This window comes from Salinadaptatus halalkaliphilus (genome assembly GCF_006543045.1).
GTDB lineage: Archaea > Halobacteriota > Halobacteria > Halobacteriales > Natrialbaceae > Salinadaptatus > Salinadaptatus halalkaliphilus.
Genome location: NZ_RBZW01000012.1, coordinates 106,775 through 121,314, shown reverse-complemented (window position 1 = coordinate 121,314; position 14,540 = coordinate 106,775). Strand labels below are relative to the sequence as shown.

Annotated in this window: 12 protein-coding genes and 1 pseudogene; 6 read left to right on the top strand and 7 right to left on the bottom strand. The window is 63.6% G+C overall.

Annotation, left to right across the window (positions count from 1 at the left end):
* Positions 1 to 2 precede the first annotated feature (2 nt).
* Both D8Y22_RS04160 and D8Y22_RS04155 read right to left on the bottom strand, forming a co-directional pair.
* Positions 3 to 1,010: an alpha-ketoacid dehydrogenase subunit beta gene (locus D8Y22_RS04160; RefSeq protein ID WP_141463462.1), complete on the bottom strand. Its 1,008-nt coding sequence runs from the start codon at positions 1,008 to 1,010 to the stop codon at positions 3 to 5.
* The gene (locus D8Y22_RS04155; RefSeq protein ID WP_141463461.1) at positions 1,007 to 1,990 is read right to left on the bottom strand and encodes a thiamine pyrophosphate-dependent dehydrogenase E1 component subunit alpha; all 984 of its coding nucleotides are present in this window, start codon (positions 1,988 to 1,990) and stop codon (positions 1,007 to 1,009) included. Before D8Y22_RS04155 ends, D8Y22_RS04160 begins: the two co-directional genes overlap by 4 nt.
* Before the next feature lie 165 nt (positions 1,991 to 2,155).
* Between D8Y22_RS04155 and D8Y22_RS04150 the strand changes: the two genes are divergently transcribed.
* Positions 2,156 to 3,322, top strand: a complete 1,167-nt coding sequence (locus tag D8Y22_RS04150; RefSeq protein ID WP_141463460.1) for a M20 family metallopeptidase — start codon at positions 2,156 to 2,158, stop codon at positions 3,320 to 3,322.
* 77 nt (positions 3,323 to 3,399) lie between these two features.
* Here the strand turns inward: D8Y22_RS04150 and D8Y22_RS04145 are convergent, their stop codons facing one another.
* The gene (locus tag D8Y22_RS04145; RefSeq protein ID WP_141463459.1) at positions 3,400 to 5,442 is read right to left on the bottom strand and encodes a TRAP transporter permease; all 2,043 of its coding nucleotides are present in this window, start codon (positions 5,440 to 5,442) and stop codon (positions 3,400 to 3,402) included.
* A gap of 139 nt (positions 5,443 to 5,581) precedes the next feature.
* Between D8Y22_RS04145 and D8Y22_RS04140 the strand changes: the two genes are divergently transcribed.
* Complete coding sequence (locus D8Y22_RS04140) at positions 5,582 to 6,679, top strand: TAXI family TRAP transporter solute-binding subunit (RefSeq protein ID WP_141463458.1); 1,098 nt, start codon at positions 5,582 to 5,584, stop codon at positions 6,677 to 6,679.
* A 193-nt stretch (positions 6,680 to 6,872) separates the two neighbouring features.
* Positions 6,873 to 8,306, top strand: coding sequence for a dihydrolipoyl dehydrogenase (lpdA, locus tag D8Y22_RS04135; protein ID WP_141463457.1), 1,434 nt, complete (start codon positions 6,873 to 6,875; stop codon positions 8,304 to 8,306).
* A 26-nt stretch (positions 8,307 to 8,332) separates the two neighbouring features.
* On the opposite strand, the gene D8Y22_RS04130 is transcribed toward lpdA, so the two are convergent.
* Both D8Y22_RS04130 and D8Y22_RS04125 read right to left on the bottom strand, forming a co-directional pair.
* Entirely contained in the window at positions 8,333 to 9,388 is a 1,056-nt protein-coding gene (locus tag D8Y22_RS04130) for a zinc-dependent alcohol dehydrogenase (protein WP_141463456.1), read from the bottom strand.
* Positions 9,389 to 9,455: 67 nt separating this feature from the next.
* Positions 9,456 to 10,064 carry a class I SAM-dependent methyltransferase gene (locus tag D8Y22_RS04125; RefSeq protein WP_174811748.1) on the bottom strand — a complete coding sequence of 203 codons (609 nt, stop codon included), beginning with the start codon at positions 10,062 to 10,064 and terminating at the stop codon, positions 9,456 to 9,458.
* A 123-nt stretch (positions 10,065 to 10,187) separates the two neighbouring features.
* Between D8Y22_RS04125 and D8Y22_RS04120 the strand changes: the two are divergent.
* Positions 10,188 to 10,652, top strand: a pseudogene (locus D8Y22_RS04120) (helix-turn-helix domain-containing protein); the annotation flags it as partial.
* Positions 10,653 to 10,823: 171 nt separating this feature from the next.
* On the opposite strand, the gene D8Y22_RS04115 reads toward D8Y22_RS04120, so the two are convergent.
* Complete coding sequence (locus tag D8Y22_RS04115; RefSeq protein WP_141463453.1) at positions 10,824 to 11,924, bottom strand: archaeosine biosynthesis radical SAM protein RaSEA; 1,101 nt, start codon at positions 11,922 to 11,924, stop codon at positions 10,824 to 10,826.
* A gap of 151 nt (positions 11,925 to 12,075) precedes the next feature.
* Between D8Y22_RS04115 and D8Y22_RS04110 the strand changes: the two genes are divergently transcribed.
* Positions 12,076 to 12,417 (top strand): hypothetical protein, encoded by a 342-nt coding sequence (locus tag D8Y22_RS04110; protein ID WP_141463452.1) that lies wholly within the window; start codon positions 12,076 to 12,078, stop codon positions 12,415 to 12,417.
* A 211-nt stretch (positions 12,418 to 12,628) separates the two neighbouring features.
* Positions 12,629 to 13,228 (top strand): TIGR00296 family protein, encoded by a 600-nt coding sequence (locus tag D8Y22_RS04105; protein ID WP_141463451.1) that lies wholly within the window; start codon positions 12,629 to 12,631, stop codon positions 13,226 to 13,228.
* A 102-nt stretch (positions 13,229 to 13,330) separates the two neighbouring features.
* Here D8Y22_RS04105 and D8Y22_RS04100 read toward each other — a convergent pair whose 3' ends face one another.
* Positions 13,331 to 14,503 (bottom strand): nicotinate phosphoribosyltransferase, encoded by a 1,173-nt coding sequence (locus D8Y22_RS04100; RefSeq protein WP_141463450.1) that lies wholly within the window; start codon positions 14,501 to 14,503, stop codon positions 13,331 to 13,333.
* Positions 14,504 to 14,540: the final 37 nt, after the last annotated feature.

Below are 14,540 nucleotides of genomic sequence, written 5' to 3'. Positions count from 1 at the left end.
TGTTAGGTTTCGATCGCGTCGATCACGGCGCTCTCGATGTCGTCTGCGGTCGGCTGGTACGCCTCCTCTAAGTTCTCCGCAAACGGAATCGGCGTAAACGGTGCGCCGACGCGTTTGACCGGCGCGTCGAGGTAGAAGAAGGCATCGTCGATCACCTGTGCGGCGACCTCCGAGCCGAAGCCGCCGAAGGTCGGCGCCTCCTGGGCAGTCACGAGGATGTTCGTCTTCTCGACCGACTCGAGGATGGGGCCGGTATCCAGCGGCGAGATGGTCCGGGGATCGACGATTTCGCACTCGATACCCTGCTCGCTGAGCCGTTCGGCCGCCTCGAGGGCCTCGTAGACCATGCCGCCGATGGCGACGATGGTGGCGTCGGTGCCCTCTCGCTTGACGTCGGACTCGCACAGCGAGATCGTGTACTCCTCGTCGGGGACGGGACCGCTCTCGCCGTATCGCATCTTGTTCTCGAGGAAGATGACGGGGTCGTCGTCCCGGATCGCGCCCTTCAGCAGGCCCTTGTACTCCCGCGGCGTCGAGGGCATGACGACTTTCAGCCCGGGAACGTTCATGAACCAGGCTTCGGGGCTCTGGCCGTGGTGAAGGCCGTGTCCGTCGCCGGTGCCGTACATCGAGCGGACGACCATCGGGACGCTCGTCTCGTCGCCGTAGTTGAAGTACATCTTGGCGGCGTAGTTGATCAGGTGATCCCCCGCGATCGGCAGGAAGTCAGCGTACATGATCTCGACGACCGGGCGAGCGCCGGCCAGTGCAGCTCCAACGGCCGTGCCGCCGAGCGAGGTTTCGGCGAGCGGCGTATCGAAGACGCGTTCCTCGCCGAACTCCTCGTAGAGTCCCTCGCTGATCTTGTAGAGGCCGCCGTACTCGGCGACATCCTCGCCGTAGAGCAACACGCGCTCGTCGCGCTCGAGTTCCTCGTGGAGGGCCTGATTGAGGCTCTCGCGGATCGTCTGGGTGGTCGTCTCGGTCTCGGCGTCGAGTTGTTGGCTCATTTTGCCACCCCCTTCCAGTGGTCGATCTCGGTGTCTTTGTAGACGTGATACAGCGTCTCTTCGTCGGGTAGTTCGTCGGATTCAGCCATGTCGAATGCGTCGTCGATCGTCGTTTGCAGCTGTTCGTCGATCGATTCGATCTCGGCTTCGGTGATCTGATCGCGCTCGAGCAGCCGGTCGATGTACATTTCGACCGGATCGCGATCCTTCCAGGCCTCGAGGGTTGCCTCGTCGCGGTGTTCGGGCATCGTCTCTGCGTGAGGTCGGTATCGGTAGGTCTTGGCCTCGAGCAACGTTGGGCCGTCGCCGGATCGCGCTCGGTCGGCCGCCTCGGCGGTCGCCTCGACCATCGCCTCGACATCTTGCCCGTCGACGATTTCCGTCGGAAGGCCGTGACCGGCGAGGTCGGCCAGATCATCGACATCGACAAGCTTGTCGATGGACATCGCCTCCGTCCACTGGTTGTTCTCGATGACGAAGACGACGGGCAGTTCCTGGACGGTCGCGAAGTTCAACGCGGAGTGGAACTCGCCGCGCTGGGACGCGCCGTCACCGAAGAAGACGACCGTCACGCGGTCGTTGTCGAGCGTTCGGTTGCCAAGCGCCGCGCCGACGGCGGGATTCAGGTGCGACCCGATCATCCCCGTCGTGCCGAGGATGCCGTACTCCGAGGATCCCATGTGGTGTTCGGTCGTTCGCCCGCTCGAGGGTCCGGACTCGGTGCCGTACATTCCGGCGACGATTTCCTCGACCGGCGTCCGCAACAGCATGGCGGCGCGGGTTCGCAACGACGGCGCGAGAAGGTCGTCGTCCTCGAGGGGATAGCAGGCGCCGACGCCGACCGCCTCCTGTCCGAGACTCGAGTGTGGCAGTTCGCGGATGCCCCGATCCTGGTAGACCTCGAGGACTTTCTCTTCGAATCGTCTGGTCAACAACAGATCTTCGAGTAGCTCCGTGTGGTTTATCGTCTCATGGACCATGTACGCTACGTCGTTGGCGACGTTACCTATATTTTTCCCACCCGACCGAAGCGGCGGGGGTTGCGTCGACCGCGTTACTCGATCAGGGCGACCGCGAAGGCATTCGACAGTATCGAACGGCTCCGGCGGGCGTACGTTTATACTGTCTCGTGCTAGCTACTGTCTATGGACGATCGATCGACGGTATCCGAACAGGAGGCAGCGACGCTGCTCGGCGAACTGGTTTCGTACGACTCGCAGAATCCGCCGGGAGACGAAGCCGCGTGCGCGGAATTCATCTACAGATGGCTCACCGACGCGGGTATCGACGCCGAACTCGTGGCCGACCCCTACCCGGATCGTCCGCAGGTTCGGGCAACGATCGGCGATGGTGATACCGAACGGGACCACCTGGTGTTGAACGGCCACATCGACGTCGTGCCACCGGGTAATCTCGAGCGCTGGTCGGTCGACCCGTTCGAGGGCGTGGTCGACGCGGACGAGGGACGGGTCTACGGCCGCGGCGCGAGCGACATGAAAGCCGGCGTCGCCGCCGCCATGCTGGCCGCTCGCGAGGTCGCGGCCGACGGCGTCGACGGTCGGCTCACGCTAACGTTCGCCATGGGCGAAGAAACCGCCGAGCCGGGCACCAAGACGCTCGTCGAGAATCTCGAGGCCGACGCCGGCATCGTCCTCGAGCCGACCGAACTCGAGGTCCAGACCGTCGGCAAAGGCCTCGCCTGGTACGTCGCAACGATCTCGGGCGATGCGGGCCACGCGAGCAAACCACACGCCGGCGCCAACGCGGTCGACGGCCTGTTCGCGCTCGAGGAGTCGTTGCGCGCCTACCGGGAGCGGATCGCCGAGCGGACCCACCCGCTGGTCGGCGAGTCGCTGTGTACGCCGACGGTGCTCGAGGGCGGAACCAAGGAGAACGTGCTCGCCGAGGAGGTCGAGATCAGGTTCGATCGGCGGTTCTTGCCCGACGAGTCGCCGAGCGAGATCGACGCGGAGATGGACGATCTCTTCGAAATCGTTCGGGAACGTGGCTTCGACGTGACCGTCGAACGCACCCGGACCTACGAGGCCGCCGAGATTCCGATCGACGCGACGATCGCCGAAACGGTTCGGGACCACGCTTCGACTGTGGCCGACGCGCCGACCGATCCGGCGGGCAAATCGGCGGCGACGGATCAACGAAATCTGGTCAACGACGCCGACATCCCGACGATCATCTGGGGGCCCGGCACGCCGACGCAGGCACACACTGCCGACGAGTGGGCCGAGACGGCGTATCTGGTCGACGCGATCGAGGTGCTCTGCCGGACGATCGACGACCGTTGTAACGCATAGCGAGCTCGGCGCTGTTTTGAGCTCGAGCGTGGCGAACCGACGAAAGTGATCCGAAGAAAGCGATTACTGCGGAGTTGTTACTCGACGGGCTCGGAGAGCGGCAGATCGACTTCTTTGTTGCCCGCGACGATGAGCGCCAGGATGAGGAACGCGGCGACTGCCTGGACGGCGACGCTAACGACCGAGCCGTACAGCGCACCACAGGCAAGCGCCATGAACACCCCCCGGTGGACGTAGTTGAGCCGACGGGAGTTGTCGTAGCCGACGATGGTGATCACGAGCGCGATCGTACCGACAAGCACCAGGGGGAATGCGACCAACGTCTCCGGCATCGACCAGTAGATCAGCGAATCGTTGACGATGAACGAGTAGGGGATCAGGAAGCCTGGTGCACCGATTCGAAGCGCCTGCAGACAGGCCTTGTTGAAATCGGCGTTCCCGATGCGCGATCCGACGGCCACCGCGATGGCGACCGGCGGGGTGATCGCCGACAGCATCGCGAAGTAGAAGACGAACATGTGTGCCGTGATCTCCTGGACGCCGAGATCGATCAACCCGGGCGCAACCAGAATCACGACGAGAATGTACGCGGCCGGCGTCGGCATCCCGAGGCCAAACAGGATACTCGAGATCATCGCGAAGATGAGCACGAGCAACAGTGCACCTGCCCCCATCGAGACGAGGGCCGTACTCACCTTCTGGGCGAGGCCCGTATTCACCAGCATATCGACGATGACCCCCATGGCCGAGAGGACGCCGATCAGGGGGGCCATGTCCACGGCACCGTCTCGAAGCCCTTCGACGGTGTTGTACAGTTCAGTGCGAGCACCCTCGATGCTGCGGTCGAAGACCAGCGCCGTAACAAGTGCGACGGCCCACATCGTGATGATCGTGTACAGACCCGCCGTCAACGGCGTGAGCCGCATCACGACGAGTCCATAGATGAGGACCGCAAGGGGTGGGACGAACTTGAGCCCGCTCCAGAGGACCGAGGAGTCGAACGACGTCGTGTTCGTGGTCGTCCACCCGTTTTTAGTCACGACGAGGTGCAGCGCGACGCCGACGCTGAAGTAAAACAGCAGCGCGGGTATCGTGCCGGCCTGGATGATCTGCACGTAGGGGACACCGAGAATGTCCGCCATCAGGAACGCGGCGACGCCCATGATCGGCGGGAGCATCTGCCCACCGCTCGAGGCGACGCTTTCCATCGCCGCCGCGTAGTCGCTGCGCACGCCCTGTTCTTTGAGCATCGGGATCGTGAACGAGCCGGTCGTCGCCGTGTTCGCGGCGGCGCTGCCGGTGATCGAGCCCATGATCATGCTCGCGATCAACGCAATCTGGACGACGCCGGTTCGAAGCGTCGTCCCGAGTTCACGCCCCAGCGAGAGGACCCAGTCCATCAATCCGTACGATTTCGCGATGCCGGCGAACATAATGAAGATCGCGACCCAGGTTAGCCCGATCCCGACGATGGTATCGTGGTAAATACCGGATAGTGAGACCGCCCCCTCGCGGATGATCTGTTCCCACGTGAATCCGGTATGTTGCAAGAGACCGGGCATGTGTGGTGCGATCCAGTGGTGTGCGTACAGCACGGAGACGATCATCACGCCCGCGATCAGGTTGCCGAACGCCCGTCGCGTCGCGTCGACGACGACCAGCATCAGTATCGCACCCATGTAGTAATCCATGGGCTCGTAGCCGATCACCGGCGCCTCTTCGAACAGCCGGGTAAAGTGCAGTTCGATGTAGACCGTCCCGACCACTGCTAGGACTGCACCGACGACGATCAGCAGGGAGTCGATCCCCCGACGGCGTCGCCAGATCGCATCTGGAATCGCGTTCGTCACCACGGCAAATCGCGACCCGGAGCCGGTCATAACGTCGTCTTCCTCGCCGGCTTCGTACCGCTTCTCCAGTTGAACGAGGTAGAACAAGGCGAGACCGGCACCAAGGAAGATATTCGTATACCGAACTCGAATCAGTGCCCTCGAGTACGCGTAGTAGAGGGTATACAATGTCAGCGAGATACCCAGAACCCAGATGAGCGCTCGAAGCGCGTTCAACGGCGTGAGGTATCCGCTACGCGAGGATATCGTGGAACTATCTGACACACCCATGCTGGCGTAGTTTCGGATACTGCCATTTATACCTTGCCGAATCACGCCCTATCGACCGTCATGTTTTTAGAAATACAATATTTTGTCTGTACTCAGACACTAATGTTTAGTACCCCTTGTACGATACTGCATATGGATCATGAAGGATGACAACAACCGCAGGACGGCCGATCGTCGGTCGTTCCTCGCAGCGGCTGGTGCAACTGGTGTCGCAGGTATTGCTGGCTGTCTCGGCGAAGATAATGGCAACGGCGGCGGAAATGGCGGAAATGGCGGAAATGGCGGCGGAAATGGTGCTGCAGGCGGCGAAGAAGGCACGATTCGAATGCACACCTCGACGGAGGGTACCTCCGCGTACGCCATGAGTCAAGGGATCGCCGCGGTGGTCAACGAACACTCCGACGACGTCTACGTCGAAGGACTAACGAGCGCGGGATCGGAAGCCAACGTCGGACTGCTCGGCTCGCAGGAATCCGAGATGGGATACATCGACGACACTCTCGAGCGCGCGATCCGAGCCGAGGAAGAGCCGTTCGACCAACTCGACTACGATCCGGTCCAGGTGTTTTTCTTCTACGACATCAGCACCTTCTGGGTGACGGCCGACGAGGCCTATCAGTCGGTCATGGACATCGACGAAGATACCTCGATCTCGCCGAACGTCGCTGGCAGTACGAACCGAACGACGCTGCAACTCGCCTTAGAGGAGATCGGTATCAGCGAAGACGACTACACGCTCGACAACATCAACCAGGCCGATCAGGCCAGCGCGTTCAACGAGGGTCGACTGGACGTCGGCATCCTCCAGCTCGTCGGACCGAACCTGGCCGGGTGGGGCCAAGAGATCGTCAGTACCGTCGACGCACAGTTGCTCGATTATCCCGACGATGCGGCCCAAACGCTCGAGGAGAGCGATATCGTGGTCGACTGGTTCGACCGGGACGAAGACATCTCGGACGGCCTCATCAACACGCCGGAGGAGGTTCTGGGCATCGCCGCACCGTACATCCACATCACCCGAGGTGACATGGACTACGATACGATCTCGGAGTTCCTCTGGACGATGTACGACCACCGCGACGAACTCGGTCAGTACCACGACCTGCTGGAACTGTTCGAAGACGACGACTACTGGGTCGATACCGCGTTCCCGGAGATGCCGTTCCACCCGGCTGCCGCCGACTTCTTCCAGGAGATCGGCGTCTGGAACGACGACTGGGAAGTCTACGAGCAGTAACCGACCGACGAGTTCACCGAGACGCGAGGGGCCCGACTAGAAACCGAGACACTCGAGACGCACACTTCGTTACATCTTGGCAGAACGACGGTCGAGGGGCGATTTTGGTCCCCCGAACGCACCGTCTCGTCCGGATCGAACCGTCGTTTCTGAAGAACAATTAAGGCAGACCGGTAACGAGAGCCAGGTGAAGATGCTAGCAGGAGACTCTACTGTAGACGTCGACGTACTGGTTATCGGTGCCGGACCCGCCGGCTACGTGGCTGCAATTCGGGCCGGACAACACGGGTTGGACGTCACGCTTGTCGAGAAAGACGCCCACGGCGGCACGTGTCTCAATCACGGCTGCATTCCATCGAAAGCGCTGATTACGGCTGCGGACGTCGCACACGAGGCCGGCCACGCCGAGGAGATGGGTATCTACGCCGACCCGACCGTCGCGTTCGACGAACTGGTCGGGTGGAAAGACGATGTTGTCGACCAGCTGACGGATGGTGTCGAGCAGCTGTGCAAGGCCAACGGCGTGTCGATACGTGAGGGTGCGGCTCAGTTCGTCGACGAGCACACGGCCGAAATCACCTCCTCCGACGGTGGAGAGGCGACGGAGACACTTTCGTTCAACCATGCGATCGTCGCAACCGGCTCGCGGCCGACGACCATTCCGAACTTCGATCCGGCCGACGCGCCGGTACTCGACTCGAGACAGGCACTTTCCCTCGAGTCGATCCCCGACTCGCTAGCGATCGTGGGTGCCGGTTACATCGGGATGGAACTCGCGAGCGTCTTCGCCAAGCTCGGCAGCGACGTCACGGTGATCGAACTGCTAGACGAAGTGCTCCCGCGCTACGACGACGACCTCACGCAGCCGGTCAGAGACCGCGCGAACGAACTCGGTATCGAGTTCCAGTTCGGTACCACCGCGTCGACGTGGCACGACCTCGAGGACGGTATCCGTGTCGAGACCGAGCCCGCGGACGCCGCCCCGTCCGACGGGACGACCGTCGACGTCGAGAACGTGCTCGTCGCCGTCGGTCGAGAGCCCGTGACGGACACACTCGCACTCGAGAACGCGGGGATCGAACCGGACGACGGTGGCTTCATCGCGACCGACGACCGGGCGCGCTCGAGCGTCGATCACATCTTCGCCGTCGGCGACGTCGCCGGCGAACCGTTGCTCGCCCATGCGGGGACGGCTGAAGGACAGGTCGCCGCGGACGTGATCGCCGGCGAGCCGGCCGCGCTCGACCACCGCGCGATGCCGTCCGCGGTGTTTACCGACCCCGAAATCGCGACGGTCGGCATGAGCGACGCCGACGCCCGCGAGGCAGGGTTCGACCCCCTCGTCGGTCGGTTTCCGTTCGCCGCGAGCGGGCGCGCACTCACGGCCGGTTCGGCCGACGGGTTCGTCAGGATCGTCGCCGACGAGGACTCGGCGCTCGTTCTCGGTGGCCAGGCCGTCGGTCCCGAGGCCTCGGAGTTGATCGCTGAGATCGGCCTCGCCATCGAGATGGGTGCCTCCCTCGAAGACGTCGCCCAGACGATCCACGCCCATCCGACCCTGTCGGAAGCGAGTATGGAGGCGGCAGAACACGCACTCGGTCGGGCGATTCACACGACGAATCGGTAACAGCTGCTGGGACGTGACCGGTCCGCTTACGCGAGTAACTCGAGGCGGTCGATCTCGAAGACCGGCTTGATCGTTTCGGCCTTGACGAACGCCTCGAACGCCTCGGTTGGCTCGCGCGGATCAACCGCGTCGATGATCGATCCGACGGGCAACGCGTTCGGCGGTTGCAGCAGTTCCAGGGCCTGATAGAAGTTCTCGGCGACGCTGCCGTGTGACGTTCGAAGATCGATCTCCGAGCGGACGAGTTCGGCCATCTCGATCGAGACCGCACTCGAGGGGATGCCGACGACGACGACGGTGCCACCATCCCGTGTGGCGTCGATTGCCGTCTCGACGCCGACGCTCACGCCGGTCGCGTCGATCGCCACGTCGAAGCCCCGACGCGACGTGTATCGCTCGGCCAACGTCGCCGGTGATGGGGCGCCGGTGTCGGGATCGACGGTGATCGTTTCGATGTCGAGCCCTGCGAGGGCCTCGAGACGCGTTTCGTCGTCGGGGAGGCCAGTGAGGACGACATCCCCGCCGGCCGCATCGGCGATGAGTGCGCTGAACGCGCCCATCGGGCCGGGCCCCTGGACGAGGACACTGTCACCGGGCCCGACGTTGGCTTTCATCTCGACGGCCCGATGGGTGACCGCCAGGGGCTCGGTGATCGCGGCGTGCTCGATCGGTACGTCGTCCGGAACGGGAATGACCTGGTTCGGCTTGGTGACGACCAACGGCGCAAAGCCGCCCGCGGCGACGGCGGGCTCGCGGTCGGGACAGTTGTTCGGCTCGCCGGTCCGACATTGGTAACACGACCCACATGGTTTGCCGGGCTGGAGGACGACGCGGTCGCCCGGTTCGACGGTCTCCACGTCCGTGCCAACAGTTTCGACGACACCGGCGCACTCGTGGCCCAAAATACCCGGCACGGAGAGGTACTCGTACTCCGGCTTCGCGAGGTACGCGCCGACATCGCTGCCGCAGATGCCGGCGGCCTGGATTTCCAGCCGAATCTCGTCGCGTGCACAATTCGGTTTCTCGACATCGGCGAGCGATACGTTACCCTTCTCGTGGCCCTGCTTGACAATCGCTTTCATTACGCGTTCAGTCTCGGCGCCTCCATATTAATCTTGAGTCCTCGAATCCCCGTTCGTTCCGAGTCGATTACCAGTTAGCATCGTCGAGGCGCTGCAAGTCGACCAACCGTCGGCTCGAGCCCGGTCGCTGTGCGAGCAGCGCGACGCGAGGTTCGCCGTCGAGATGCCATTCGACGTACCAGCGGATCTGCAGGTTCGAGCACGCTGACAGGAGTTCGTTCGATCGAAAACGGTAGTCGTCGCTTAGCCGCGATTCCTCGGCCGGCGACGCGAGGTAGTGTTCGTAGACCAGCACGCCGCCAGGGGCAAGCGCGTCCGTAATCGCCTGGAACCGATCGCGAGCATCGAAGTAGCCGATCGAGATTACGTCGTAGGTCGCCGTCGGAAACCCGTAGCGATCGACGTCGCCCAGAACCCACTCGATGGAGCAGTCACGCGACGCGGCGCGTTCGCGTGCCTGCTCGAGTTGCACTCGGGAGATATCGACGGCGTCGACGGCCCACCCGTGTTTGGCGAGAAAGATTGCATTGTGGCCACCACCCGTCGCAACGTCGAGGGCCCGACCCGGCGGCAGGTCCGCGACGAACCGGCGAAGCGTCGCCATCGACTCCTGGGCGGCCGGACCGCCACTCGAGTCCAGCCACCCGTGATCCGGCGGGGATTCCTCGTCTGTCACACTGCAGTACTCGAGGGCAACCCAGTAGTAGTTTCCTCGAGCAGTCAGATAGTCGATACGTCGGTGCGTTCGGACACCGCCAGCATCGTTAGAAATATTTACTCGGAAAACAACCATCATCCGATGGACCACCTCGAGAACATCACCGTCGAAGAACTCCGGACCGCACTCGAGAACGTCGAGGGAAAGACGCCGACGAAACGACTACTGGCCGCGATCGCGTACAAAAATGGCATCACACAGACCGAACTCGCCGACTGGTACGGCGTCGAACGACGAACGATCTACAGCTGGCTCACGCGTCTCGAGGACGAATCGCTCGAAGACGCGGTCACGGACGCCGAGCGGCCGGGTCGGCCGCGAAAGCTCGAGGACGACGAACGCCAGGCGTTCGAACGGACCCTCCAGGAGCCACCGACCGCGGCCGGTTACGACGAGTCGGCCTGGTCTCCGGCGCTCGTACAGACGCATCTCGAGGAGGCCTACGACGCCACGTACTCGATTCCGAGCTGTCGCAGGTTGATGAAAGAAGCGGGATTACGCTACCACGCTCGGCGAACCGAGACCCCGGCTGATGGGGCCGACCAGTCGGCGCAGGATGGCCGTGGCGACCGGACCGGTCGTTGGGCCCCTCGGTGAGGGCGTAACGCTGGAGCAATTAGTGAGTGGTTACTTTTGAAGCAGTACGTCCACACGACGGTCCACGACAGGCGACGACGGCACGTCTCGGTGCCTCGAGAGGGTACCACCCCCGAGCCGTTACCGCGTCAGCGGCTGGTTGAAACTTCGTTCGCGCTCGCGGACGGTCTCCCACGTCAGTTCGCACTCGCAGGAGACTTGCTCGAAGACGGAGGGATCCTGGCGGAGGTCGAAATCCTTGATCGCCTTCTGGACGAGGTCGTCGCACTCCCCGCAGTTGTGCGGGCCGCGATCGGAGCCGTGGCCAACGGGGTCGGAGACGACGATGGCGTCGACCGCGGCGGTTTCCTCAAGGATGTGGGCGACCGACCAGAGCCACGGTGGTCGGTAGCCGTCCTGGAAGTAGAGGTCGTCGACCATGGTGTAGCGCTGGACGTTACAGGGGTTCATCGAGACCGTGTGACAGCCCGAGACGTCCGCACAGCGCTCGATCGAAGAGATCATGTCCTCGATCGCGTCGGATTCGGTGAGAAATGGGGGTTTCATCAGGAGATAGGCCTTGATGCCGGCGTCCGCCGCGTCTCCCGCCGCTTCGTCGGCGGCCGCCGCCTCGGCGCAGGCGTCCTCGAAGTCCGCGAAGTCGAAGTACTTGTTTACGCAGTCGTGTCGAACGCGATCGGTCGCCGTCTCGAGTCCGATCGCGACATCGGTGTCGACGCCGTACTGGGTAAAATCGCGGATCTTCTCGCGGTCGACGAAATCGGGGAGCGATTCGACGACCATGCGCTCGCGGTCGGCGAACGTTTCCGCGATCGCCCGTCGGCTCTTGGCACCGACCTCGCGCTCGTCAAGGAACGAGCCGGAGGTGTAGATTTTGATGAGGTCGGCCGGCTCGTCGGCGGTGTCCGCTTCGTGCGCGAGACAGACCTCGATTTGGTCCATCAGAGCGTCGTGGCTCACGGAGCCGCCGTCGACGCTCTCGGCGACGTAACCACACATCGTACAGCCGCCGGCGCGGGCCCAGCGACAGCCGCCCGTATTGAGGATGATCGTCAGACTCCGCTTGACGCCGTCAGGCGTGTTGTCCTCGTCGAGCCAGACGCGGGTGGGCTCGTGGGGATCGTAGCTGGCCTCCTTGCGCGAGCGAATGTCGCGCATCACTTTGTTGTGGGCGTCCATGCCCTTGCCCTGCTCGTAGACCTCGGGCGTGGGTTTACTCATTAGGCTCACCAAGCGGGTCAGCGCCTAAAGCGCCTTCGTTGCTCGGGCTCTCTCGTGGATGCCGCCGGTCCCATCCACGAACCGATCGCCGGCGGCCGGCCGTTTCGCCAAACCGGTACACGTTTTTCCCGCAGGGACGACACTCGAGGCGATGGATCGAATCGACGCCGTCACGATCGTCGGCTGTGCGGGGCTGGTCGCGCTGGCGTGGCCGGTCGGGCTCGCGGGGGTCGTCGTCGCGGCCGCGTTCGGCGGCTTCTTGCTCTCGCTTTCGGTCTGGCGGTTGTACGGCGGGCGGCCCTGGGAGGCGCTTGGCTGGCTCGCGTGGGTCGGCGCGGCATCGTCGGTCGTGATTCAACTCGATAGCCCCACGCGGCTGGTTGCCGTCGTCGGTTTTGGCGTCCTCGGCGTGTTGTTGCTCCTTGGCGGACGATTCGACGTGCTCGTCGATGTCTGGAGCCGCACCGACGCCGACCAGCAATCTCGCCACTAGTGGCTTCCCAAGCCTGCACTGCTGGGTCGAACCAGTTGGCGGGTGTCGGTTCGACCCAGCAGTCGACGCTTGGGAGGGTACTAGTATATCCACCACCATCACGATAGACTCGCACCCGGAATCGATCGCGAATCGAGCCGGTCCGATCGAGTGGTACAACGGTCGAATCGAATGGAAGCGTTTTAGGAGGCCCATTCCCATGTACAGTTGTATGTCCCAGCGACAGGGCGTCGACCTCTCCTACGAGGACGGTGCGCGTGCCGTCGAACTGGCGCGTGAATCCGTCGAATCCTACGTCGAACATGGACAACGAGAACAACCAGGCAGCATGCGCGAGGCCTTCTACGAACGCACCGGTGCGTTCGTTCGCCTCGAGTCCACGCGCGGTCGTGGCAGTCTGCGCGGCTGTGCTGGTGGCTATCGCTCCGGTGAACAGCTCGGCCACGTGATCGTCGACGCGGCGATCGAGGCCGCGAGCGAGGACTCCTGTGGCTCCGAGGTGAGCCCCTCGGAGCTACCGAATCTCACCGTCTCGGTCTGTGCGGTCAAAAACGTCGTCCTCACCGACGATCCGGTTGCCGACCTCGAACTCGGGACCCACGGCGTCGCCATCGACGGCGGCGAGGGCGGCTGGCTCTACCCGACCGTTCCCGTCGAAAACGGCTGGAGCAAACACGAGTACCTCGATCGAACGTGCCGCAAGGCCAAACTTGCCCCCGGCGCGTGGCAAGACGACGACGTCGTCGTGACCCTCTTCGAGGGACAGGTCTTCCGCGAACGCGACGCCGACGGCTCGATCGAAGAACTCTAAGACTGGTCCACTCGACTCGAGGCCCCTCGAGTTCCCCTACCAGGTGCGATCGCCACCGCCAGCCTGGAGTGTCCTGTAATTCTGGTAGTCGTACTGGTCTGTCTACGGCCGCGACGTTTCTCCTGCCGATCCAAACCCAACTCTCTCCGCGTCGGCCAGACACCGCTCGCTCGCTCGTTCGAGGTCGAACTCGCGGATGATTTCGCCGTCCCGAATCAGCGGCTCGAGCAGCGAGTCGCCGTCCTCGGGGCCCTGACGATCGGCGAGCGTCACGTGGTGGCCGCCCGCTGGCGTGCGGTAGACATCCTTGACGCCGGAGAGTTTGCCCCGCTTCGAAATCGGTTCGTTCGCCAGCTCGACGATATCGAGGCTGAAATCGACGGGATCACGGTTCGTGATGTGGCTGCCGACGCCGAACCCGTCCGCGACGTCGCGCAGGTTCCGCAACACTTCCGGGTCGAGACCGCCGCTACAGAAGATGTCGACCTCTTCGTAGCCTCGCGCGTCGAGTTCCCAGCGAACCTCGCGGATGATGTGTCGAAAGTCGCCCCGGCGAGAGCCCGTCGTATCGATGCGCACGCCATCTAACTCGTCACCGAGCGTCTCGGCGGCCAGGAGACTCTCGCTTTTTTCGTCCCAGAAGGTATCGACCAGCGCGATTCGGGGCGTCTCCGCCGGGACGGCCTCGTCGAAGGCCTCCCAGGCTGCGGCCTGATTCCCCTCGCCGAAACAGAACATGAGTGCGTGGGGCATCGTCCCGCCGGCCGTCCGCTCGAGTTGCTCGCCCGCCGCGACGTGGGAGAACCCATCGAAACCGGCTAACAGCGCGGCGCGTTCGACAATCGTTGCGATCGAAGGATGGACGTGGCGTGCGCCAAAGGAAAGTACCTGCGCGTCGGGCGCCGCCAGTCGCGCCTCGAGCGCGGCCGTCGCGAAGCCACTCGGCTGGGAGAGCAGCCCGAGCAACGCGGTCTCGAGTTCGGCGAACGCACGATAGGCGCCCTCGATGCGGAGGACGGGTCCACCGTCGAACAGTTGCCCATCGGGGAGCGCGTCGATGTCGACCGGGCGCCCCTCGAACAGCGTCGCGACATCTTCGATCCCCGTACAGACTTCGAACTCGCCGGTCGGAAACTGGTCGGCGGTTACCTCCGCGACCACGTGAGGGTCTTTCCCTGCGTGCTCGAGGGTCGTCCGGGTGCGATCGAAGTAGGCGTCGGTCGCCGTTCCCTCGAGAATCGCGTCCGGGGGAACGGTGGTAAACGGCTGTGACATATCGCCGATTTTCCGTGGAAGGCAAAAAAGCTGCCCG